We start from the raw sequence: 21457 nt of genomic DNA, 5'->3' as shown, positions 1-21457 counted from the left end.
CATGACGATCAGAGTGCTGATCGCCGACGACCAGGAGATGGTCCGCGCCGGGTTCCGGATGATCCTCGAGGCCCAGCCCGACATCGAGGTGGTCGCGGACGTTCCCAACGGCGTCGAGGCACTGCGTCGTGCCCAGGAGTTGCGGCCCGACGTCTGTCTGCTGGACATCAGGATGCCGGAGCTGGACGGCCTCGAGGTGGCGCGCAGACTGGCCGGTCCCGACGTCGCCGATCCGCTCAAGGTCGTGATCGTGACGACCTTCGACCTCGACGAGTATGTCGCGGCGGCGCTGGCGGGCGGGGCGAGCGGCTTCCTGTTGAAGGACGCGGGCCCCGCGCTGCTGGTGGAGGCGATCAAGGCTGCGGTGCGTGGCGACGCGCTGGTGTCTCCGCAGATCACCGTGCGGCTGCTGAAGCATTTCAGCGCCCCGGCCAAGTCGACCGTCCGTCAGCCCGTCGACGCGCTGACGGAACGCGAGATCGACGTGGTGCGCGAGGTGGCACGGGGCTGTACGAACACCGAGATCGGCGGCGAGCTGTTCATGTCGTTGTCCACGGTGAAGACCCATCTGGCGGCCGTCCAGCAGAAGCTCGGCGCCCGTAACCGGGTGGAGATCGCCGCCTGGGCCTGGCGCTCCGGGATGATGGCGGACGACTGACCGCGCTGGTCGAGGGGATCGGCGGACTCCGGGTCGCCTGCGCGGCCCGGAGGGGGTTCTCGACCGATCGTGATGCGGTGCCTGCTGCGGCGTTGCCTGCCGATGCTCACCGAGCGCTAGCGAAATCCTCCGGCGGACCGTCGTCTGCGCCGCCGACGGACGTCGTGATCCGGCCGAGCGAACTCGACCTCGACGGTGCCCTCCTGACCGGTCTTTCGCCGCAGTCCGTTGATCTTCCACTTCGCTGCGGTCTCGGTCATCGCCGACGAAATCACTGTTCATAGAGCCCGTAGCCGTCGTCCGGTAGCGATCGTTCTGGCGTGAGCGATGACCAGGAATGGGGAGTCCCCTCGACCACCGACCGACTGACGACCCGTCGTCTGCGGCGGCCTGCCACTTCGGCCACCGCCATCCTGGTTGGTGGCTTGACACTGAGAGTGAGCGCCGAACATGATCGATCCTGTGAACAGTCCGGATCACGAGCAGGTGCCCTCGGCGGCGACCATACGGGCGTTGACCCGTCGGCTGGCCACCGAACAGCGGGACGGCCGGGTGCCCTCGGTGGTGGCCGGTCTCGTCCGGGACGAGACGACCGTCTGGACCGGCTCGCGGGGACGCGTGAACGACGCGACGCCCACGCCGCACACCCAGTACCGGATCGGCTCGATCACCAAGACCTTCATCGCCGTGCTGGTGCTGCGACTGCGTGACGAGGGCCTTCTGCAACTGTCGGACCCGGTCGAGAAGCACCTGCCCGGCACCACGTTCGGCGATCGCACCGTCGCGGCCCTGCTGGCGCACGCGGGCGGTCTGACCGCCGAGCCGCCCGGCCCGTGGTGGGAGCGGACCCAGGGCACCTCCTGGTCGGAGCTCGCCGACCGATTCAGCGCCGAGACCACCCCGCATCGAGCAGGCCGCAGGCACCACTACTCGAATCTCGGCTTCGCGGCGCTGGGCGAGATCGTGGCGCGTATCCGGGGCGAGGACTGGCTCGCCGCACTGGACCGCGAGATCCTCGTGCCGTTGGAGCTGACCCGCACCACGGCGATGCCCGTCGCCCCCCATGCACAGGGCTGGGCCGTGCACCCGTGGGCGGACGTGCTGCTGCCGGAGCCCGCGCACGACGGCGGCGCGATGGGACCGGCGGGCCAGCTCTGGTCGACGGTGACGGACATGCTCCGCTGGTCGACGTTCCTCGGCGGCGACACGGCCGAGGTCCTGCACCCGGACACCCTCGCCGAGATGTCCGACCCCGTGGTGGTCGAGGACGGGGACGGCTGGCGCTCCGGCCAGGGACTCGGACTCCAACTGCTGCGGCACCAGGGCAGGCGGCTCGTCGGACACGGCGGATCGATGCCAGGCTTCCTGTCCACGGTGTGGGCGGATCGCACCGAGAAGAGCGGCGTCGTGTTCCTGGCCAACGCCACCTCCGGCATCGGCGGCGCCCTGGCGATCGGCCTGCTCGACATCCTCGTCGAGCAGGAGCCGAGGGTGCCTGCCGAATGGCGGCCGCAGGCGACGCAGCCCGATCCGGAACTGCTGGCACTGACCGGCGAGTGGTACTGGGGCACTGCGGCGTACGTGCTCCGGCTGCTCCCCGACGGAATGCTGAACCTGACCCCGATGGGCGGCCGGGGACGCACCTCGCGGTTCCGGGCCGTCGACGACGGCTGGATCGGCCTGGACGGCTACTACGCGGGCGAACACCTGCGGGTGGTCCGTCGATCCGACGGCACGGTGAGCCACCTGGACCTGAACACGTTCATCTTCGCCAGGACGCCCTACGACCCGACGGCCCCGATCCCCGGTGACGTCGACCCGGGCGGCTGGCGCGGTTCGGCGACCTACTGAACCCCCGGGCGGCCCGCGCTCTAGGTCGTCGCGGCCTATAGGCCCGGTCGCCCGCCGGTCCGACGGCGGCACCCGCCTGCTGCGGATCGGCGAAGAACATCGAAACTCCGCGAGTCGTCGGACTCGCGTCTGGGGAGGAACCCGCGTCGTGTCGGCTCTGGACACACGACGCGGGTGACGGCGGGCTTGTCGCCACGATCAGATCTCGCACGGAGACCGCAGGGAGGTCTACCGTGACAGGCGTGAAGGTCACCGGACACGCGGCGTTACTGGCGGAGTTGCGTGCCGTGCTCGGGCGCGACGCCGTCCTGACCGATCCCGACGTCGTCGAGGGTTATCGACGGGACATGATGCCGCTCGCCTCGGCCGGGCACCCGTTGGCCGTGGTGCTGCCCGCCACCACCTCCGACGTGCAGCGCATCGTGCGAGCCGCTGCCGCCGCCGGGGTGTCCATCGTGCCGCGTGGCGCGGGCAGCGGGCTGTCGGGCGCCGCCAACGCGATCGACGGCTGTCTCGTGCTGTCCACCGCACGGATGCGGTCGATCGTGGAGATCGACGCGGACAATCGCGTGGCGGTGGTGGAACCGGGCGTGATCAATCTCCAACTGCGCGGTGCCGTCGAGAAGCACGGACTCTTCTATCCTCCCGACCCCTCCAGCTACGACTGGTGCACCATCGGCGGCAACCTGGCCACCAACGCGGGCGGGCTGTGCTGCGTCAAGTACGGCGTCACCACCGACTCCGTGCTGGGCCTGGAGGTGGTGCTCGCCGACGGCGAGCTGCTGCGCACCGGCCGACGCACCATGAAGGGCGTCGCGGGCTACGACCTCACCAAGCTGTTCGTCGGCAGCGAGGGCACGCTCGGCGTGATCACCAAGGCCACCCTCGCGCTGCGTCCGCTGCCCCAGGCACCCGCGACGCTGGTCGCGACCTTCGCCGCCACCGAGACGGCCGCCTCGGCGGTCAGCCGCATCGTCCGGGAGGGCATGGTGCCCTCGTTGTTGGAGATCATGGACGCCGTGTCGATCGACGCGGTGGAACGGCACTTGAACACCGAACTCGGCGCGGGAGCCGGCAGCGCCGCACTCCTGCTGGCCCAGTCGGATGTCGGCGGCGACGCCGGACGCGCCGAGATCGAGGCGCTCGAACGGGTCTGCACTGACAGCGGAGCCGAGTTCACCTACAGCACCGCCGACCTGGCCGAGGGACGCCTGCTGCTGGCGGCCCGCCGAGCGGTGCTGCCCGCGCTGGAGCTGCTCGGCCGAGGCCTGACCGACGACGTCTGCGTCCCGCGCACCCGGATCGGCGAGCTGATCAGCGGCTGCGCGGCCATCGCCGATCGGATCGGGCTGACGATCGCCGTGGTCGGCCATGCGGGCGACGGCAACATGCATCCCACGATCGTCTACGACCCCGACTCGGCGGCCCAGGAGGCGGCGGCCCGTCAGGCGTTCGACGAGATCCTGGCGCTGGGCCTGTCACTCGGCGGCACGATCACCGGCGAGCACGGCGTCGGCAAGATCAAGCAGGACTGGCTGGCGACGGAGATCGGCCCCGTCGGCCTCCGTGCCCATCGCGCGGTGAAGCGGGCCCTCGATCCGGAGAACCTCTTCAACCCTGGCTCGATGTTCTCGATGGACTGATCGGCGGCGATCGGGTGACGCCTGCGCACCGGAGTTCCAGCGCACCCGGAGTCCGGTGCGGCACAGTGTCCTTGAGGTCGCGCAGTCGCTAGAGCAGCGACACCAGTCCCGCCAACGTGCCTGCCAGCAGCCCCACCAGCAGGATCAGCAGCCAGCCGGTCCACCGGAGCGGCCTCGGCTCGTGCCTGCGTCGGCGCGGCGGGGCGGCCTCGGCCGGATGCGTGCCGGAACCGCCGCTGACCGCCTGCGCACGCAGCGCCTGGGACAGCAGCTGTTCCGGATCGCGGGCGGTGCTCACCATGGCACCGTAACCGACCCCGACGACGGCCGGGACCGCCGGCCGACGCTCGCCGTCCGGCGATCCGGCGGTGTCTCGACCCGGGCCGGCGCCCGACCGGTGCCGGACGCCGACGCGACTCAGCGTTCGACCACCTCACCGCGACGCAGCACGTTCCGAACGTGCAGCTGCTCGTCAAGGACCACCAGGTCCGCCCGGTGACCGGGGGCGATCTGCCCGATCTCCTTGTCCATGCCGAGCACGGCGGCGGGCCGCGCCGAGGCCGCGGCGACCGCCTCCTCGACGGTCAGGCCGCAGACCTCCACCAGGTTGCGAAACGCGACGTCCATGGTGAGGCTGCTCCCCGCCAGCGTGCCGCCGTCCAGCAGCGGCACCCCGTCGGTGACGGTCACTCGCAGGCCGCCCAGCTCGTACTGGCCGTCGCCCATTCCCGTGGCGGAGATCGCATCGGTGACCAGCACCGTCCGTGCAGGCCCTGCGTGCCGGGCGGCCAGCCGCACGGTGGTGGGATGCAGGTGCACCAGATCGCAGATCAGCTCCACGGTGACCCGCTCGTCGTCGAGCAGCGCTCCGATCGGCCCCGGCTCGCGATGGTGCAGCGGGCGCATCGCATTGAACAGGTGAGTGGCGACGGTGGCGCCTGCGGCGACGGCGGGCAGCACCTGCTCCTCGACCGCATCGGTGTGTCCGAGCGCCGCGATCGCACCGCCGTCGACGAGCTGGCCGACCGCTCGGACGGCGCCGTCCAGTTCGGGCGCCAGCGTCACCATGCGCACCGACCCGCGCCCGGCCGTCAGCAGCCGGGCCACCGCGTCGCGGTCGGGCGGCAGCAGCAGCTCCGGCGCGTGCGCTCCGCAGCGGGCGGCGGACAGGAAGGGGCCTTCCAGATGGATGCCCGCGAGCAGGTCGTCCTCGACCAGCTCGGCGAGACTGCCGACCTGTCGGGCCAGCTCGGGCACCGAGGCCGAGACGAGGCTGCCGAGCATCGTGGTGGTGCCCCTGGCGCGGTGCGTGCGGATCGCCGTCTCGACCCGCTCCGCAGAGCCGCCGCTGAAGGACTCGCCTCCGCCGCCGTGGCAGTGGATGTCGACGAAACCCGGCACCACCCAGGCGCCGTCCACGGCCTCGGTGCGCGCCGCCGAGGGCGCGACACCCTGCCCGACCTCGACCAGTCGCCCGGCCGCGATGGCCACCCAGCCGTCGTCGAGCACTCCCTCGGCGGTGACGACGCGACCGCCGGACAGCACCAGGTCGACCTCGGTGCGGGGGGCGGTGGTGTGAGCCTGAGTCATCGGTCCTCCTGAATGCCTGCTGCCAACAGTGCCGCGCCGAGGCATCCCGCCTCGTCCCCGAGCTCGGCGGTGCGAAGCACGGGGACGCGCTGGAACGAGATCAACGCGGTGAGTCTCTCGCGCAGCGGGGCGACGAGCAGGTCGCCCGACAACGCGAGGCCGCCGCCCAGCACGATCACCTCCGGGGCGAGCAGCGTGACGAGCAGCAGAATCCCCCTGGCCAGCCCGTCCAGCGCGTCGTTCCACACTTCGACGGCCGCGGGATCGCCCGCCTCGACCTGGACGGCCACCTCGGCGGCGCCGGACACCGGCCGTCCGACCCGCTCGGCGTAGCGGCGGGTCAGGGCGGCGGAGGACGCCACCGCTTCGACGCAGCCGACGGCTCCGCAGGTGCAGCGTTCGTGGTGGCCGATGTCGACGTGGCCGATCTCCCCGGCGAAGCCGCCGCCGCGCAGCATCCTGCCGTCGACGAGCAGCGCCGCCGCGATGCCGGTGCCGATCGGCAGGACCACCGCGTCGCGACAGCCTCGGGCCGCGCCGAGCCGGACCTCGGCCAGGCCGCTCGCGCGAATGTCGTGACCGAAGGCGACCGGGAGATCGGTCCTGGCCCGCAGCAGCTCGCGCAGCGGCGCGTCTTGCCAGCCGAGATTCGCCGAGTAGACCGCGACGCCGCGATCCTCGTCGACGATGCCGGGCACCGCGACGCCCGCCGCGTGGACCGGGCCGTCGGCCTCGGCACGCAGCTCGTCGATCAGCTCGCTCACCGCCTCGATGACGAGTTCGGCCGTCCGAGCCCCGGCGGCGGCCCTGGCGTCGTCCGGGGCGTTCTCGTCGATCGCGGCGCGTGGCGTGCGTCGTCGTCGACGGAGGAGCGCGACGGCGCTCTCGGGGCCGACGGAGACGAGCGCGGCCTTGATGTCGGTGCCGCCGACGTCGACGGCGACCACCTGACGGGTGTCCTCACGGGTGATGCCCACGAGGAGGATCCTGCGGCACGTACCCCACATTGGTCTATACAACCCACGAAAGATCTGGGTTCGTCACCGAATCGGCAGGATGTCGCCTCCCGTCGGATTCGGCGGTCGAGCACACCGCAGGGAACGGCGGGTGAGCCGGATCAGACCCGGTGTCCGCGCGCCGTCCTCACGATTCCCCGCCGTCGGCGGACCGGGTGATCTGCCCTGTGAGCAGGCGCGATGTCCGGATCGCCCCGCTCGGCCGCCGACGAGGTCTGCTCAGGTCGACGGCCGGGCCCCGACCGATGGGGACCCCGTGCCGCCGGGCTCAGCGCCCGGAACGGATGATCGCCTGGAGGGCGTCCAGCGCGCGGGACGCGGTGGACTTCACGGTGCCTCGGGAGATGCCGGTCGCCTCGGCGATCTCGGCCTCGGAGAGGTCTCCGTAGTAGCGCAGCACCAGTACCTCGCGCTGTCTCGGCGGAAGCTGGGCGAGTGCGCGCACCACGGTCTGATGTTCGGCGGTCAGCATGGCCAGCGACTCGGCGGAGCGGGCGTTCGGGTTGTGGGGCGGTGTGTACTCCCGGGCGGTCTTACGCCTGCGCAGCACCGAGCGGCTGCCGTTGACCACGGCGGTGCGCAGGTAGCCCACTGCCGCGGTGGCGTCTCGCAGCCCGGACCAGTTGCGATGCAGGCCGGTGAAGGCCTCCTGGACCACGTCCTCCGCGGTGGAGATGTCGTCGACCAGCAGGATCGCCAGGCGCACCATGCGCATCCGGTGCTGTCGGTAGAGATCTTCGAGCGTCAGCGGCTGCTGTTCCCCGGAGCGTGGCAAGGGCGAGTCGAGCGTTCTGAGATGGCCGAACGTCCGTTCGACCGGGTTGTTCCTGCCATCGCCGACGCCTGGGTGGAATCTGTCCGCCGCCACTCGAGCAAGGTACCCAGGAGGCCGCTCCCCGTCGTAGGCAGTGCGAGCTCGTGCCCAGGACTGCCGGACTTCGTCACACCTTCGTCAGCTCCCCGTGACCGAATGGACACATGGTGTGGATGCTGTCAACAGGATCTCGGCCCTTTCGGGGCCGCACGACGGCGGGTTCGGCACGCCGAAAGGGTCTCTTTCGGGTCACTACTGCGCGGTAGCACCGCGTCGAGGTCCCGGCCGTCGCGTCGCAGGCGGCTGCCGCGACGGAGTCTGGCCGCTGATGACCTGGAGTTTGCCGATCGGCGGTCGAGATCATTTATTCGAGTCGGCTCATCCTGCCATTTCGGTGAATTCGCGCAACTCCGAGTCAGATTCACCTCGTGGAGCTAACTGGCATGGGTGGTGTGGCGGCGGTACCGGCGCGGGGTCAACATTGTGCTCGGTTGGGATTCGGGACCAGCCGGTCGGAGAAAATCAATACGGAGGTCAGACCGTGCAGATTCGTAAGATGCTCGCCAAGACGCTCATTGCAGGCGCCATCGTGGTGGCCCCCGTTCTTGCCGCGACCCCCGCCATGGCGGGCGAGTACGACAAGGGCCACGACGACAAGGGCAAGGGACAGGAGTTCCGCCTCGACGTCGGCGAGTGGAACACCTACAAGGTCTACAGCGACCTCGAGGTCAAGGTCGACTTCAAGACCGGCTTCGAGTTCGAGGGTGGCGACTTCGCGTTCGCCTCGATCGACTTCTGATCGATCTCATGGCGCGCTGAAAATGATCTCGATGAATCAGCACCTCGATTCATCGAGATCATTTTTTTATGCCGGCAGGTCGGCCTTCTGATCATTTTCTTCTGATCAATTCGATGCCGAACGACTGCCGCGTTCCAAGTGGTCTCCGGCGGCTCGATCCGGTTGATCGAATTACTGCTTCTCGGCTGCCGTCGGGTCTCCGGCGGCGATTGATCGACATTTTCTCCGCTGGTCGCGCACCCGCGTCAGGCTGCCCCGCCGGGTGCCGTCGTCTCTGGCGGCTCGCCATTCTCGGACCGTTTCCGGCGGCAGGCTCGGCACGCCCCAGATCCTCGGTCTGCGTCGGCTGCGGAGGCCCTCGGTTCCGGCCTGCCCGCGCGGCCTCGCACCGCCGACGCAGCGACGGCGGGCCTGCCGAGCGGCGGTAGCGTCGACTCCCGTCAGGACACGCTGTCGACATCGCGGGAGAGACAACGGCATGGCCAGATTCGCAGTCCAGCTCGTCTTCACCTCGGACACCGAGCGGCGGCTCGGCGTCCGCCCGGCGCATCGGGACTACCTCACCACGCTCGCGGAGAAGGGTTCGCTGCTCGTAGCGGGCCCTTGGGCGGACGACACCGGCGCGCTGCTCGTGTACGACGTGGCAGACGAGAACGAGCTGCAGCGACTGCTGCACGAGGACCCCTACTGGCCCGCCGAAGTGGTCGCCGAGGTGATCATCAGGGAGTGGACCCCGCTGATCGGGGCGTGGTTAACGGCTACCTGACGGCGTGTCGTTGTCGACGCGCCGAGGGAGCGGCGAGTCAGGGCTCGAATCAGGACAATCCCTGAGCCGACCGATGGTCACAGCGTCAACAATCGTCGGCATGCGTGACGCGACTGTGGCCGACACTGATCATTGGCCGGCTCCTGCCGTGCGAGCGGTGGCCGGGCTCTCCTTACTGGGAATCCTGCTCTCCGCCATCGCCTTCACCGCGATGCACGTCGGCTTCGGCGACGGTTTCGACGCCGTCAGTCAGACGCTCAGCGAACTCGTCTACGTCGAGGGCGGCGCGTCGCTGATCCCGATCAGCATGGTCACGCTGGGCCTCGGCTCGCTCGTGCTGCTGCCGCTGCTGCGCGGCAGCGGCGCGCTCGACGGCAGGCTGCTGCCGGTGCTGGTCGGCCTCTGGGGCGTCGGCCTCGTCCTCTGCGCGTTCTTCCCGGCCGACCTGCCCGACGCGGCACTCACCTTCTCCGGCTGGACGCATCGGCTCTCCGCCTGCATCGCGTTCCTGAGCCTGGCCGTCGCCGGGCTGATCATGTCGGAGCGCTTCCGCGACCATGCGATCTGGCGGCCGGTCGCGGGCTGGACCCGAGTGCTCGGGGGTCTGACCTTCGTCCAGTTCATCGTCTTCCTGCTCGCCTCGATGCCGATCGTCACGCCCCGGCTGTGGGGCGCACAGCTCTTCGCCGACTTCCTCGTCCGAGGCTTCGTCGAGCGCACCATGCTCGGTACCCAGGTCGCGATGCTGGTGCTCTGGATCGGCAGGCTGATCTACCTGACCCAGGCGCGTCGGGTGCCCGCCGCCTTCGTGACGGCCGCGCGGGCGCCGGAGCCGGGTCCCGAGTTCCTCGCCGCGTCCGACGCGGTGAAGCCCGAGCCGAGCCTCGTCGGCGCCGTCACCGCAGGTGCGGCGGCCGGAGCGGGGTCGGGCGTGCCTGCTGCGGAGGGCCAGGAGATCGAGCGGATCGCGCTGGATCGATCCACTCGGGAGGAGTTGCTGGTCGCGACGGGGGCGGATGATCCTCAGCCGGCAGGAGACCGCGAGCGGGTCTGATCGTAGGATGCTCACCGGGTAGCCGAACGACAGCCATCAGCGCGGACACGCTGCGCCGGGCACCACAGGAGGAAGACCGATGCCCATCGCAACCCCCGAGGTCTACGCGGAGATGCTTGACCGGGCCAAGGCGAACGAGTTCGCCTACCCGGCCATCAACGTCACCTCGTCCGAGACCCTCAACGCGGCATTGCGCGGACTCGCGGAAGCCGAGAGCGACGGCATCATCCAGGTGTCGACCGGCGGCGCGGAGTTCGCCTCCGGCACCAAGGTCAAGGACATGGTCACCGGTGCCACGGCCCTGGCCGAGTTCGCTCACGTCGTCGCCGCGAAGTATCCGGTGAACATCGCGTTGCACACCGACCACTGCCCCAAGGACAAGCTGGACGGCTTCGTCCGGCCGCTGCTGGCGATCAGCCAGGAGCGCGTCGACCGGGGCGAGAACCCGCTGTTCCAGTCGCACATGTGGGACGGCTCCGCGGTGCCGGTCGACGAGAACCTGGAGATCGCCGCCGACCTGCTCGCCCTCTCGGCGAAGGCCAAGATCGTCCTGGAGATCGAGGTCGGCGTCGTCGGCGGCGAAGAGGACGGCGTCGACAACGAGATCAACGACAAGCTGTACACCTCGCCGGAGGACTACCTCAAGACGCTCGACGCACTGGGCAGCGGCGACCGAGGCCGCTACCTGCTCGCGGCGACCTTCGGCAACGTGCACGGCGTCTACAAGCCGGGCAACGTGAAGCTGCGTCCGGAGATCCTCAAGCAGGGCCAGGACGTCGTCTCCGAGAAGCTCGGCCTGCCCGCGGGCTCGAAGCCGTTCGACCTGGTCTTCCACGGCGGCTCCGGCTCGCTGCTCTCGGAGATCCACGAGTCGCTGAGCTACGGCGTGGTGAAGATGAACATCGACACCGACACGCAGTACGCCTTCACCCGTCCGATCGTCAGCCACATGTTCGCCAACTACGACGGCGTGCTGAAGATCGACGGCGAGGTCGGGAACAAGAAGGTCTACGACCCGCGCAGCTACCTCAAGGCCGCCGAGCAGGGCATGGCGGCTCGGGTGGCGCACGCGTGCGAGAACCTGCGGTCCGCAGGCCGCATGCTCGCGGGCTGACCCGCACCGCATCGACGCAAGGCTTTTGACGGGGGCGTCTCGGCGAAACAGGCCGAGGCGCCCCCGCTCGCGTGTTCGGTCGGGGACCTGCCGACCGAGGCGGGAACGCCGCTGATCCTCGGTGGTGTCGAGCGGGACGTTGTGCGGCGTCCGCCCGGCGTCGAGCCGGTGACGGAGGCGACCGAGGGACGCCGAGGCGACCGTTGGCAGAATGAGGTCATGACCCACGCGAACCTGCTCGGCCCGGAGCCCACCCTGCTGCCCGACCTGCCGGGGCCGCAGCAGGAGTTGGACGCAGGCACCGACCCCGCGACGGTGGCCGCGCAGCACCCGACCTTCAGCGAGGCCTGGGCCGCGCTGGCCGAGGCGGCACTGGCCGCCGACGAGTCGGTGGCCGCTTACGCATACGCGCGCACCGGCTACCACCGGGGCCTCGACGCGCTGCGCCGAGCAGGCTGGAAGGGACACGGACCGGTGCCGTGGGAGCACCGACCCAATCAGGGCTTCCTCCGGTGCCTCGCCGCACTGGCCAGGGCCGCGGGCGCGATCGGCGAGGACGACGAGCACCAGCGCTGCCTGACGTTCCTCGCGGACTCCGACCCGAAGGCGCCCGCCGCCGTCGGACTGGCCTGAGTCGATGGCGGACAGCTCCTATGACTTCCACACCCGCTGGCTGATCCCGGCGCCGGTCGGGGAGGTGGCGGACACCCTCTTCGACCCGGCCGACCTGTCTCGATGGTGGCCGTCGGTCTATCTGGACGTCCAGACGCTGCGGCGCGCCGAGGACGGCGGGGTCGGCTCGTCCTATGAGCTGTTCACCACCGGCAGGCTGCCCTACACCCTGCGGTGGCAGCTCCACGTCGAGTCGGTCGCCGAGCACGGCTGCTCCTTCACCGCCACCGGCGACTTCGTCGGCCGAGGCGTGTGGCGGCTGGTCGAGCTCGGCGACGAGAAGACCCAGGTGGACTTCACCTGGAAGATCCGTGCGGACAAGCCCCTGTTACGGAGCAGCCCGAGCTGGCTGAAGCCGGTCTTCGAGGCCAACCACGACTGGGCGATGCGGATGGGCGAGGAGAGCCTGGTGCTCGAACTCCGGCGCCGGGCCGGGGACGCCGTTCCGCCGCCCCGCCCCCCGACTCCGACCTCGTCGGTGCTGATCGCCGCAGGGGGAGCGGTTGCACTGACGGCCTGCGCGGCCGTCCTCGTCAGACGAGCGGGGGCCCGACGCAGCGCGCGTCACCCGCGTTCCGGCGGCTAGTCGTCCTGCGGATCTTGCCAGGGGGCGGACAATCGACCCGTGGACCGGGTGAGTGTGGAGGCGACACGGCGGTTGCGCAGACTGCTGCGCAACCTGATCCCCGTGTTGCAGTGCTCCATCGCGGCGGGGATCGCCTGGTTCATCGCCTTCCACGTCATCGGACACGAACGGCCGTTCTTCGCCCCCATCGCGGCGGTGATCAGCCTGGGCGTGTCGCTGGGCGAGCGGCTGCGCCGGTCGGCCGAACTGGTCGTCGGGGTCAGCGTCGGCATCCTCGTCGGCGACCTGCTGATCTCGGTGATCGGTTCCGGAACCTGGCAGATCGCGTTGGTCGTCGCGCTGGCGATGTCGGTGGCCGTGCTGCTCGACAGTGGGACGGTCATCGCCATGCAGGCGGGCTCCTCCGCCGTGCTGATCGCCACTCTGCTGCCCCCCGGCGCCGTCGGCGGCTTCGACCGCTTCATCGACGCGCTGGTGGGCGGGCTGGTGGGCCTGGCGGTCGCGGCGCTGCTCCCCGCCAATCCGCTGGCCGTCGTCCACCAGAAGGGCCGGGTGGTCCTCGGCGTGCTCGCCGACGCGCTGCGCGCCACGGCGGTGGCGGTGTCCATCGGCGATCCGGCACGGGCGGGCGCCGTGCTGTCCAGCGCGCGGGACGCCCAGGACACCGTCGAGGAGTTCACCACCGCGCTCGCGGCGGGTACCGAGATCGCGAAGATCTCGCCGCTGCGCTGGCGACGTCGCGCGGACCTCGATCGGTACCAGAAGGCCGCAGTGCGGCTGGATCACGCGCTGCGCAACACCAGGGTGCTGGCGCGGCGCGCTCAGGCCGCGCTGCGCGACGGCGAACGGGTGCCGGAACGGCTGCCCATCCTCCTCGAACAGCTCGCGGGCGCCGTCGTCCTGCTCCGAGACGAGTTGTCGGCGGGCCGGGACCCCGTCCAGGCCAGGGCCGCCACTCGGGCGGTCGCCCGGCTGTCGGCGGCCGATCTCATCGGCGCGAGCGGCTTCTCCATGCGGGTCGTCATCGCCCAGTTGCGGTCGATCTCGGTGGACCTGTTGCAGGCAGGGGGTCTCAGCCGCGACGAGGCGGTGGCGGTGCTGCCGCCGCTGCGCAGTGGCCGCACTGACGAGTGACCTTGCGGGCGGGTTCGGAGCAGCAGCGGTGCGGGCCTGCGGCGGCAGTGGGCCTGTCGCCGGTGCAGGCTCGGCGCCGGAGCGGGCTTTCGGACCGCGATGACTGAGAGCGGCGATCCGGCGTTCGCGACCGGCCGCCGTCGGGCCTGAGCAGGACGCCGGGCCGATGAGGACGCCGGATCTCGGGCTGATGCCCAGGAGCGTCGTCGCGCCCGTCTCCGGCCGCCTGCCCCTTTCCGACCGGGCCACGCAGCGGGGCGACGACGTTCCGCGGCCGTAGTCCTCGGTGCACGCCCGCCGACGACACGCCAGGGCACGGCTGCGAGCGATGGGCTCATGAGCCGCCTCGGACGGCTACCGTGGCGTTCGACGTCCCGCGCGGCCGTGCGAGACGGACGAGACGTCGGGCAGCGGAGGAGACTCCCATGGCGGAACTGTGCACGAAGATCACGGTGGCTCGGGGCGGCGTGATGACCGACGAGGTCGGCGTGATCACCGGCGAGCTGGAACTCTGCACCTCGTGTGACGAGAACGGTCAGGTACGGGTCTCCGTGCGCTACCTGGGCGCCGACGAGTTGTACGCCCTCTCGGCGGCCGGCTGCACGCTGCACGATGCCCGCGATCACCAGGCCCTGCATCAGTCCCTCGTCGGCGTGTTGAATCGGCCCGAGGGCTGATCCGGCCGATTCCGCCGATGCGCCCGGCCTCGCGGGCGAAGCCGACGGGAGCGTGGTGCCGGGGTGCCGACGACTGCGGTGCCCTCCGGACGTCTCCCGCGAGGTCGGGCGACTTCGTGCCGGGACCCCTGCCGATGCTGATCCCGACCTGTCCGAGGAGGTGGGCCGGGCCCGCGACGGCATCGCGTGGCCCGGCCCCAACGTGCTCAGCAGGTCGAACTCAGCAGGTGTCGAGCAGACCGGTGAGTGCGGAGCGCTCGCTGGAGGTCACCGTCAGATCCCAGGCGTGCTTGCTGCCGATCCAGATCCGGGCGTAGGTGCAGTGATAGGCGGTGCGCGGCGGGACCCACTCGTCGGGCGTCTGGTCGCCCTTCGAGCTGTTCACGCTGCCGGTGACGGCGATCAGCTGCGGGTTGGTGAGGTCGTTGGCGAAGGCGGTCCGGCGGGAGGCGCTCCAGGAGGACGCCCCGGACCGCCACGCGGCGGCCAGCGGCACGACGTGATCGATGCTGATCTCCGAGGGCACGGTCCGCGTCTGGCCGTCGAACTCGCTGTACCAGCTGCCGGAGGTCGGGTAGCAGTCGTTGCCCACCTGCACGTTGTCACCGTCGCGCCGCAGCACCATCTCGCGGGTGTTGCAGTTGCCCTCCACGGCATTCCAGTGGGGGAACAGATCGCGGGAGTAACCGTCCATCGAGCCTTCCGGGGCCACGGTCAGCGAGGCGAGCTGACTGCGGGCGGTCGCCTCGCTCGGGATTCCCGGCGGTGCGGCGGAGGCGGGCCCCTGTAGGGCAAGCGACAGCAGAGAGGTCAGTAGGGCGAGCAGGCTCAGCCTGCGTAACCGGGTCGAACGGCGAGACGTCATCGGGCGCTCCTATCCCCGTCGTGGGAAGACCCGTCCACCGTTACCTGTCCACATTGATCTGGCAAGACCCGTGAATGAACAACGGATCACCGCGCGCGGAAGAGTCGTGCCGGGGTGGCAGGCAGCCGACGCGCCGGATCTCGCGGCGGTCGCCTGCCGGGCAGCGTCGATGTCGAGCGCACCGTCGAGGACCCTGGGAACCTCGCCGCCCGGCTCCGGTGGGGCTGCTCGGGTGCCGACGCGGGGCTCGGGGGCGCCGAGCGCCGCTACTGCGCGTCGATCACCGAACCGCTCCGCACCGGCACGAAGATCGGTCCCGAGCCGTGGAGTACGCCTCAGGTAGCCGCCCAAGGCAAGTTTTTTGATAGTTTCCGGGTGTCGGGTAGCGCAAAACTAAAGTTAGTTTGTAGTTGGCTGTCCATTCCCTGCTGGAGTGCCTGGTGCTCAGGGATCGGATCATCGGGCAAGGGAACCACCGCGCGAACCCGGCTTGAAACGACTACCCGAACACCTGGCGATCGGCCGAATGCCTCGGCGCGGTCGGGCTCCGATGAGAACGGCCGGTGGCGGATTGTTCGTTCACACTCCGGCGCCCCGCCCGCTCGTCGGTCGGATCAGGCGCTGCGCGCAGAGGGACGCTCCCAAGGCGAGCAGCGCGAGAGCGGCGGCCAAGAGGCTGACATACCGGCTGCCGAGGAGTTCGATTCCGGCGCCTCCGACGAGCCCGGACATCGCGATTGCCAGGTACAGCACGCTCTGGTTCAACGAGATCACGATCGGGGTGGCATCGGGCCGTAGGCCGATCAGCCGATGCTGCTGGGGGGTGGTGATCGCGAAGGCGCCCACCACGTAGAACCCGACGACCGCGAGCGCGGCGCCGAAATGCCCGACCGCCAAGGGCACTACGAGCAGCCCCGCCGTCAACCAGCTGAGCGCGACAGCGACCACACGAGCGCCGCCGAGACGATCGGTCAGGAATCCGGCGGCGAGATTGCCGACCGCACCGGCGATGCCGCCGGTGAGCATCAGCACCGCCAGTGCCACACCGCTGCCGCCGGTTGCCGGAGCGTAGATGACGCCGATGTAGGTGTAGGGGACGAATACTGCTGTGAAAGCCACCAATGTCGTCACCAGCAGCAACAAGACGCGACGGTCTCCCAGCGGGCGGAGTTGCGCACGAAGCCCACCGGCCGAGGGAACGTGCAGGTGCTTGGGCACGAGCACCCAGACGCCGACCAGACCGGTGACCGCCAAGGCGGCGGTGAACCACATGGTCGCCCGCCAGTCCAGCAGCCCGCCCAAAGCGGTGCCGATCGGAGCACCGAAAGCCACCGCGGCGGTGAAGCCGGTCACCACCAGCGCAATCGCCCGGCCCTGCAAGCGCGGCGCGACCAAGGTCGCGGCGGTCACCGAGGCGTTCGGGATGAACAACCCCACCCCGGCTGCGGCCACGATCTGGGCGGCGAGGATCTGACCGTAGGAACCGGCCAACGCCGTGCCGACCGCTCCGAGTAGATAGATGACCGTCGCCGTCACTAAGACGGTGCGACGCCGCCACGCCGCCGTCAGCGCGGTCAGCACCGGCGCGCTCACCGCGCACGTCAGCGCGAACACCGTCACGATCTGCCCCGCGCCTGCCACGGAGATCTCAAATGCCTCGACCAGCATCGGCAGCAGCCCGGCCAACACGAACTCGCCGGTGCCGACCGCGAACACACCCAGGGCCAGGACCGCCACCCGTCCCATTCCTCCGGAAGAGGTCTGCTCGCTCAGAGCCTGCGGAGGGTGCGTCATGCGCTGCGTCCTTCCCTGCGCGGAGTGGGTCGACACGACCATCCGCACTGCTAAAATGGTACCGATCGGTGCCGTTTTTGGACGGTACTGATCGGTACCGTCTGTGTCAAGGATGCATCCTGAAGGAGTCGAACGATGGCCACCAACGCTCGTCAGCGACTGTTGGACGCTGCGGAGAAGCTCTTCTATGCCGAAGGAATCCAGGCCGTTGGCCTGGAGCGGCTGCTCGCCGACTCCGGAGTCGGGCGCGCCTCGTTCTACCGTCACTTCGCCAGTAAGGACGACCTGGTCGTGACCATGCTGAGCAACTACGACCAGGCCTACCGAACGTGGCTGACCGAACGAACCACGGCCCTCGGCGGCACCCCGATCGCGGCCTTCGACGCGCTGATCGAACATGCCAAGACGTCTGGCTTCCGTGGCTGTGCCTTCATCAATGCCATCGCCGAGGTCGCCGAACCGGACAGCCAGATCCGTGCCATGGCCAATCAGCACAAGGAGGCCGTCGCCGACTACCTGCGCCTGCTGCTGGCCGAGGCCGGATACCCCGACGACACGGACCTGGCCCGGCAGCTCCTGCTCCTGATGGACGGCGCCGCGGTCACCGAACTCTATGAACGATCCGATCGAGCCGCCCGGCAGGCCAAGACCATGGCCTTGGCGCTCCTGGACCGGTGAACGCCACCGCAGCGGTTCAGTCCACTGTGGATGAGCCGACACGGTAATTGCAGGCGACGGCGACCGAGCTCTGACTTCTGTCGCAACGACAAGGGCAGCGCGCGAACGGACGCAGCGAAGATCAGCTCGGTGATCAGGTCTCATCGTGTACCCAAAGCCTCGAACTCGCCAGGCCCCTCGGCGAAGCATGTGGCCGAGCCCGGAGTCGCCGTTGCCGCGCTCCATCCGGACGGTGCGCCCGCCACGTAGGCGGTGACCGACACGTCTGCTCCTCGGGTTCGTCGTCATCTGTGCGCGGTGTTGCCGCGAAGAAGCTCGAATGTCACTGACGGTGCCGATCTGTGCGCGGTACGTTGATGTCCATCGGACATCACGTCACGGAAGGTCGCCTTTGTCTGTTACTGCCGTCGTGACGGCCCTCCGACGCGCTCACGCCCTCCTCGCCGAGGCCTACCGCGCCACGACCGACGCCGAGACGGCGATCGACGAGGGTGCCGCCCTGTTCGCCGCCGCCACCATCGGATCGACTCAGCCCGAGGTCGAGTGGATCGCGCACTGTGCCGCCGCGTCCGGTGACGACGTGCGCGCGGCACGGGCGCTCTTCGTCCAAGCCCAGGACCTCATCGACGGCTACTGCTGGACCATCGCCGGACACGGGATCGACGCCGCGTCCAGCACGCCGACCGCGACCGTCCCGACCATCGGGGCACCGGTCGCCGAAACGCCGCCCGAGAGCGTCGAGCGCCGCTACGGCGAGTGGATCGCCGAGCTTCTCCGTTCCGGCACTAAGATCAGTCCCGAACGGGTAGTACGTATGGGGCGGCACTTCGAGGGGCACTTGGTGTGGCTGGAAACCGGCGACATTGATGAATCTGGCCGTGCGCATATCATGCGACCGGAACGGAAGGGCAACTTCGATGACATCGGGATTCCGCCGGAACGAGTGGTAGACACGATATTTGAGTTGGTTGAGACCAGAAAGCCTGTTGGATACCTCGGCCGCAGCGGCGAAGTGTACGACGTAGAGATAGATGGTTGTCAAGGACGATTGCTGGTTGTCATCGGAAGTAACGGGTACATCGTCACGGCATACCCGATAAAACTAGGGCGCAAAATTCGACCGCACCGCAGAAAGTGACGTGATCGCCATGCTAGATGTGTCATTGCACGCCGGTTATGAAGAGGGGCCGTTCTTCTACGTGACAGGACGGCATGAGGGAACCAATCACTTCATTGATGAAGCCCAAGAATTTCTCGGGTTGAGTGATGATCTTGTGAAGGACCTCACGGAGTGGGATGACGAATACCAGTCGTACTACAATCCCGACGTGCCGCAAGATTCCGGATTCCCGTCTGTCGAGGTCAAGCGCGCTTGGGTGGAACGGGGTCGGAAGCTGGCCCCGCGAATCAAGCAGGAATCGTCCAAGGACATCACGGTTCACTACCAGGCGAACGGGTCCATTGAGCGGGGGGACTGTGTTTTCTGAGCTGCGGAAGGATGACTTCCGAGCACGGCAAGATTCTATTGGCCGAGTGATGGGCGCGATATTTGACGTGGTTGGGACCGGCGGCCTGAACGACGACAGTGTATCCGGTCGGCGAGCAGCGCGGAGCCCGATCGGGGACTAGTAGGAGATGAGTGACGTGCTCAACGTGTCCTTGCACGCCGGTTTCGTAGAAGGCCCATTCTTCTATGTGACGGGGAAGCATCGGGGAACGAATCATTTCATCGATAGCGCTCAAGAATTCCTCGGATTGAGTGATGGTCTGACGAAAGACCTCACCGACTGGGACGATGAATACCAGTCATACTACAATCCCGACGTCCCGCAGGATTCCGGGTTCCCCTCCGTCGAAATCGAACGTGCTTGGGTGGAGCGGGGGCGGGAGCTGGCTGCTCGGATCAAGCGGGAATCGCCCATGGACATCACCGTGCACTATCAGGCGAACGGGTCGATGGAGCGGGGGGAATGCGTATTCTGAACTGCGGAAAGAGGACTTCCGAGGGCATCGGGACTCCGTCGGATCGAGTGCCGTCACGGCTGGCGGGCGATGGGTGAGCGCCGCCATGCTGGTGGCCTGATGTCACCGGGTTATCGACGTAAGGAAGGCGATGAACGCCGCCCGGTCGACGAGGAGGGTGCCGCCGTCACGATTCTTCGTGTCGCGGATGCCCACCAGGCCGGGAGTCTGGCCGATCTCGACGCAGTTCCCCTCGCCTCCACTATGGGTTGACACTCGCCAGGCGGTGATGACGGGCACGCTCGTGTTCACTGATCCACCATCTCTGCTGCGACGTGATCGATCAGCCGGGCACCGTGTGCCGAACCGATCCCTTTGTCTGGGGCTGACAGGTTGACGGGGCATGAAGAGTCCCCGCCGCCGGTGCGCTGGTGGCGGGGACGTTGTCGTCAGGCCACTGCCCGCCGGGCCTGGTGGTCTCGTGTTGGTTGTGGGTATGCGCTCAGCGGTGGGCATCCTTCACGGACGCCACGAACGCGGCGAACACTCGGCGGTCGACGATGAGGGTGCCGCCGTCCCGGTTCTTGGTGTCTCGGATGCCGACCAGACCGGGAGCTTCACCGATCTCGACGCAGGTCGAGGATGTCTCGGTGTAGGTCGACGTCCGCCAGTGGCGGAGGTGATGGTTCATCCTGTCCTGCTCCCATCATGTGTATGCCTGGATCGTCGCTCGGGACTCGTCCGGCCCGAGCGTGATGTCCAGCAGGGCTGAGCGTGACTCGATCTGAGGTGCGGTGTCCCGCTGCTGGTGCAGCCACGTCCCTAGCCCTCTGTGCTCAAGATGCACGACGGGTGGTCCATTGTCGAACTCGAAGATCACATAGCCTCCGGCCAGGGATGGATACAGGCCCACGGTCTTCGGAATGATCCTGATGTCCACATGCGGTCGGTGCGACCACTCGATCAGGCGGAGCGCCTGGTGCTGCATTACTTCTGGTGCACCAGCAGGACGCATGAGGACGAACTCATCGATGATCGCGGTGTAGTTCGGCGGGCGACGTGATCTCAGGACTTCCTGTCTGGCCATCCTGTTAGCCACACGAGTCTGAATCTCCTGGGCTGGCAGCCTCCCACTGGCCATGATGGCGTGGGCATAGTCGTACGTCTGCAAGAGACCTGGGATGACCAGCGGGTTTATCTCCGTGATGCTCGCAGCGTCCTGCTCATACTTCACCAGCGCGGCCAGACTCCGGGGCAGGGACTTCGCGCCGGTTGCCGACCACGTCTCGCGGCCCACGTCGCGGGCGAGTGCGATCACGTGCTCGCGCTCGTCGGCTGGTGTCGCATAGATCCCGAGCAGGACGGCTGTCTCATCGACGGTGACCGTCCTCCCTGCTGCCTCGATGCGCCCAATCACCGCTTGGGAGACGCCGAACTTTTCGGCGGCACCCCGCTGCGTCAGCCCAGACGCATTGCGCGCATCGGCTAGCGCGGCCCCCAGCGCCAACGCTCGCGGTGACTTGTTGAGTCCAGTCATGGCCGACACCGTAGATCGCGGCGGCCTCGACGGATACACCCAATTAGGGGATTGCCATGCCGTGACTACGTAGTCGACTGTTGATTACGTAATCCAGACTCCGTGACTTTCAGCACGCGGGAGGCTAGCGGTGAGTAACCAATTCTTGATCATCGGCTTGCTTGGCGTCGTCGCCATGTCGGCGGCGCTCTGGGCGATATGGCCTGATCCCGGCCGCAGGCGCGATTGGACACTGGATGCGTCGGAG

General features: G+C 68.8%; 25 protein-coding genes. 15 read left to right on the top strand and 10 right to left on the bottom strand.

Annotated elements, in window-relative coordinates:
- Position 1: 1 nt before the first annotated feature.
- A complete protein-coding gene (locus UA75_RS30220) occupies positions 2–658 on the top strand; it encodes a response regulator (RefSeq protein WP_075743121.1) in 657 nt (218 codons plus the stop codon).
- A 116-nt stretch (positions 659–774) separates the two neighbouring features.
- On the opposite strand, the gene UA75_RS33580 is transcribed toward UA75_RS30220, so the two are convergent.
- Entirely contained in the window at positions 775–918 is a 144-nt protein-coding gene (locus UA75_RS33580; RefSeq protein ID WP_157434513.1) for a hypothetical protein, read from the bottom strand.
- A 190-nt stretch (positions 919–1108) separates the two neighbouring features.
- Between UA75_RS33580 and UA75_RS30215 the strand changes: the two genes are divergently transcribed.
- Both UA75_RS30215 and UA75_RS30210 read left to right on the top strand, forming a co-directional pair.
- Complete coding sequence (locus tag UA75_RS30215; protein ID WP_075743120.1) at positions 1109–2509, top strand: serine hydrolase domain-containing protein; 1401 nt, start codon at positions 1109–1111, stop codon at positions 2507–2509.
- 233 nt (positions 2510–2742) lie between these two features.
- Positions 2743–4152, top strand: a complete 1410-nt coding sequence (locus UA75_RS30210) for an FAD-binding oxidoreductase (RefSeq protein ID WP_232237557.1) — start codon at positions 2743–2745, stop codon at positions 4150–4152.
- 88 nt (positions 4153–4240) lie between these two features.
- Here UA75_RS30210 and UA75_RS30205 read toward each other — a convergent pair whose 3' ends face one another.
- The 4 genes from UA75_RS30205 to UA75_RS30190 all read right to left on the bottom strand — a co-directional run bounded on the left by UA75_RS30205 (position 4241) and on the right by UA75_RS30190 (position 7626).
- Complete coding sequence (locus tag UA75_RS30205; protein ID WP_075743119.1) at positions 4241–4453, bottom strand: hypothetical protein; 213 nt, start codon at positions 4451–4453, stop codon at positions 4241–4243.
- A gap of 116 nt (positions 4454–4569) precedes the next feature.
- Positions 4570–5742, bottom strand: a complete 1173-nt coding sequence (gene nagA, locus UA75_RS30200) for an N-acetylglucosamine-6-phosphate deacetylase (RefSeq protein WP_075743118.1) — start codon at positions 5740–5742, stop codon at positions 4570–4572.
- Entirely contained in the window at positions 5739–6719 is a 981-nt protein-coding gene (locus UA75_RS30195) for an ROK family protein (protein WP_232237556.1), read from the bottom strand. The genes nagA and UA75_RS30195 overlap by 4 nt, the downstream gene beginning before the upstream one ends.
- 307 nt (positions 6720–7026) lie before the next feature.
- The gene (locus tag UA75_RS30190; RefSeq protein ID WP_075743117.1) at positions 7027–7626 is read right to left on the bottom strand and encodes a SigE family RNA polymerase sigma factor; all 600 of its coding nucleotides are present in this window, start codon (positions 7624–7626) and stop codon (positions 7027–7029) included.
- 487 nt (positions 7627–8113) lie between these two features.
- On the opposite strand from UA75_RS30190, the gene UA75_RS30185 reads away from it, so the two are divergent.
- The 8 genes from UA75_RS30185 to UA75_RS30150 all read left to right on the top strand — a co-directional run bounded on the left by UA75_RS30185 (position 8114) and on the right by UA75_RS30150 (position 14374).
- Positions 8114–8371 carry a hypothetical protein gene (locus UA75_RS30185; protein WP_157434512.1) on the top strand — a complete coding sequence of 86 codons (258 nt, stop codon included), beginning with the start codon at positions 8114–8116 and terminating at the stop codon, positions 8369–8371.
- A gap of 478 nt (positions 8372–8849) precedes the next feature.
- The gene (locus UA75_RS30180) at positions 8850–9137 is read left to right on the top strand and encodes a YciI family protein (protein ID WP_075743115.1); all 288 of its coding nucleotides are present in this window, start codon (positions 8850–8852) and stop codon (positions 9135–9137) included.
- A 100-nt stretch (positions 9138–9237) separates the two neighbouring features.
- Positions 9238–10191, top strand: coding sequence for a DUF998 domain-containing protein (locus tag UA75_RS30175; protein WP_198042881.1), 954 nt, complete (start codon positions 9238–9240; stop codon positions 10189–10191).
- 79 nt (positions 10192–10270) lie between these two features.
- Positions 10271–11305: a class II fructose-bisphosphate aldolase gene (gene fbaA, locus UA75_RS30170; RefSeq protein WP_075743113.1), complete on the top strand. Its 1035-nt coding sequence runs from the start codon at positions 10271–10273 to the stop codon at positions 11303–11305.
- Positions 11306–11524: 219 nt separating this feature from the next.
- On the top strand, positions 11525–11938 hold the full coding sequence (locus UA75_RS30165; RefSeq protein ID WP_075744385.1) for a DUF3151 domain-containing protein: 414 nt from the start codon (positions 11525–11527) through the stop codon (positions 11936–11938).
- A 4-nt stretch (positions 11939–11942) separates the two neighbouring features.
- Positions 11943–12563 (top strand): hypothetical protein, encoded by a 621-nt coding sequence (locus UA75_RS30160; protein ID WP_075743112.1) that lies wholly within the window; start codon positions 11943–11945, stop codon positions 12561–12563.
- A 39-nt stretch (positions 12564–12602) separates the two neighbouring features.
- The gene (locus UA75_RS30155; protein ID WP_232237555.1) at positions 12603–13697 is read left to right on the top strand and encodes an FUSC family protein; all 1095 of its coding nucleotides are present in this window, start codon (positions 12603–12605) and stop codon (positions 13695–13697) included.
- 425 nt (positions 13698–14122) lie between these two features.
- Positions 14123–14374, top strand: a complete 252-nt coding sequence (locus UA75_RS30150) for a hypothetical protein (RefSeq protein WP_075743111.1) — start codon at positions 14123–14125, stop codon at positions 14372–14374.
- Between the two features lie 220 nt (positions 14375–14594).
- On the opposite strand, the gene UA75_RS30145 is transcribed toward UA75_RS30150, so the two are convergent.
- Together UA75_RS30145 and UA75_RS30140 are read right to left on the bottom strand one after the other, a co-directional pair.
- Positions 14595–15239, bottom strand: a complete 645-nt coding sequence (locus tag UA75_RS30145) for an HNH endonuclease family protein (RefSeq protein WP_075743110.1) — start codon at positions 15237–15239, stop codon at positions 14595–14597.
- Positions 15240–15818: 579 nt separating this feature from the next.
- Positions 15819–17033, bottom strand: a complete 1215-nt coding sequence (locus tag UA75_RS30140) for an MFS transporter (RefSeq protein WP_232237554.1) — start codon at positions 17031–17033, stop codon at positions 15819–15821.
- Positions 17034–17168: 135 nt separating this feature from the next.
- On the opposite strand from UA75_RS30140, the gene UA75_RS30135 reads away from it, so the two are divergent.
- The 4 genes from UA75_RS30135 to UA75_RS30120 all read left to right on the top strand — a co-directional run bounded on the left by UA75_RS30135 (position 17169) and on the right by UA75_RS30120 (position 19694).
- Positions 17169–17711: a TetR/AcrR family transcriptional regulator gene (locus UA75_RS30135; protein ID WP_075743109.1), complete on the top strand. Its 543-nt coding sequence runs from the start codon at positions 17169–17171 to the stop codon at positions 17709–17711.
- A gap of 409 nt (positions 17712–18120) precedes the next feature.
- Complete coding sequence (locus tag UA75_RS30130; protein ID WP_075743108.1) at positions 18121–18849, top strand: hypothetical protein; 729 nt, start codon at positions 18121–18123, stop codon at positions 18847–18849.
- Between the two features lies 1 nt (position 18850).
- A complete protein-coding gene (locus UA75_RS30125) occupies positions 18851–19198 on the top strand; it encodes a hypothetical protein (protein WP_075743107.1) in 348 nt (115 codons plus the stop codon).
- A 148-nt stretch (positions 19199–19346) separates the two neighbouring features.
- Positions 19347–19694 carry a hypothetical protein gene (locus tag UA75_RS30120; protein WP_075743106.1) on the top strand — a complete coding sequence of 116 codons (348 nt, stop codon included), beginning with the start codon at positions 19347–19349 and terminating at the stop codon, positions 19692–19694.
- 102 nt (positions 19695–19796) lie between these two features.
- Here UA75_RS30120 and UA75_RS32310 read toward each other — a convergent pair whose 3' ends face one another.
- From UA75_RS32310 to UA75_RS30105, 3 genes are all read right to left on the bottom strand, one after another.
- Positions 19797–19985 (bottom strand): DUF397 domain-containing protein, encoded by a 189-nt coding sequence (locus tag UA75_RS32310; protein ID WP_232237553.1) that lies wholly within the window; start codon positions 19983–19985, stop codon positions 19797–19799.
- Between the two features lie 190 nt (positions 19986–20175).
- Positions 20176–20364, bottom strand: a complete 189-nt coding sequence (locus UA75_RS30110) for a DUF397 domain-containing protein (RefSeq protein ID WP_075743105.1) — start codon at positions 20362–20364, stop codon at positions 20176–20178.
- Positions 20365–20379: 15 nt separating this feature from the next.
- On the bottom strand, positions 20380–21210 hold the full coding sequence (locus UA75_RS30105) for a helix-turn-helix domain-containing protein (protein WP_075765866.1): 831 nt from the start codon (positions 21208–21210) through the stop codon (positions 20380–20382).
- Positions 21211–21457: the final 247 nt, after the last annotated feature.

Source organism: Actinoalloteichus sp. GBA129-24 (assembly GCF_001941645.1).
Classification (GTDB): Bacteria; Actinomycetota; Actinomycetes; order Mycobacteriales; family Pseudonocardiaceae; genus Actinoalloteichus_A; species Actinoalloteichus_A fjordicus.
This window is presented reverse-complemented; position numbering and strand designations above follow the sequence as displayed.

What these genes read in the sequence shown, in the direction of transcription:
- UA75_RS30110 (WP_075743105.1), bottom strand. Translation starts at nt 20,364, where the DNA reads ATGAACCATCACCTCCGCCACTGGCGGACGTCGACCTACACCGAGACA.
- UA75_RS30145 (WP_075743110.1), bottom strand. Translation starts at nt 15,239, where the DNA reads ATGACGTCTCGCCGTTCGACCCGGTTACGCAGGCTGAGCCTGCTCGCC.
- UA75_RS30105 (WP_075765866.1), bottom strand. Translation starts at nt 21,210, where the DNA reads ATGACTGGACTCAACAAGTCACCGCGAGCGTTGGCGCTGGGGGCCGCG.
- UA75_RS30165 (WP_075744385.1), top strand. Translation starts at nt 11,525, where the DNA reads ATGACCCACGCGAACCTGCTCGGCCCGGAGCCCACCCTGCTGCCCGAC.
- UA75_RS30140 (WP_232237554.1), bottom strand. Translation starts at nt 17,033, where the DNA reads ATGACGCACCCTCCGCAGGCTCTGAGCGAGCAGACCTCTTCCGGAGGA.
- UA75_RS30215 (WP_075743120.1), top strand. Translation starts at nt 1,109, where the DNA reads ATGATCGATCCTGTGAACAGTCCGGATCACGAGCAGGTGCCCTCGGCG.
- UA75_RS30150 (WP_075743111.1), top strand. Translation starts at nt 14,123, where the DNA reads ATGGCGGAACTGTGCACGAAGATCACGGTGGCTCGGGGCGGCGTGATG.
- UA75_RS30220 (WP_075743121.1), top strand. Translation starts at nt 2, where the DNA reads ATGACGATCAGAGTGCTGATCGCCGACGACCAGGAGATGGTCCGCGCC.
- UA75_RS30120 (WP_075743106.1), top strand. Translation starts at nt 19,347, where the DNA reads ATGAGTGACGTGCTCAACGTGTCCTTGCACGCCGGTTTCGTAGAAGGC.
- UA75_RS30160 (WP_075743112.1), top strand. Translation starts at nt 11,943, where the DNA reads ATGGCGGACAGCTCCTATGACTTCCACACCCGCTGGCTGATCCCGGCG.
- UA75_RS33580 (WP_157434513.1), bottom strand. Translation starts at nt 918, where the DNA reads ATGACCGAGACCGCAGCGAAGTGGAAGATCAACGGACTGCGGCGAAAG.
- UA75_RS30205 (WP_075743119.1), bottom strand. Translation starts at nt 4,453, where the DNA reads ATGGTGAGCACCGCCCGCGATCCGGAACAGCTGCTGTCCCAGGCGCTG.
- nagA (WP_075743118.1), bottom strand. Translation starts at nt 5,742, where the DNA reads ATGACTCAGGCTCACACCACCGCCCCCCGCACCGAGGTCGACCTGGTG.
- UA75_RS30175 (WP_198042881.1), top strand. Translation starts at nt 9,238, where the DNA reads ATGCGTGACGCGACTGTGGCCGACACTGATCATTGGCCGGCTCCTGCC.
- UA75_RS30135 (WP_075743109.1), top strand. Translation starts at nt 17,169, where the DNA reads ATGGCCACCAACGCTCGTCAGCGACTGTTGGACGCTGCGGAGAAGCTC.
- UA75_RS30180 (WP_075743115.1), top strand. Translation starts at nt 8,850, where the DNA reads ATGGCCAGATTCGCAGTCCAGCTCGTCTTCACCTCGGACACCGAGCGG.
- fbaA (WP_075743113.1), top strand. Translation starts at nt 10,271, where the DNA reads ATGCCCATCGCAACCCCCGAGGTCTACGCGGAGATGCTTGACCGGGCC.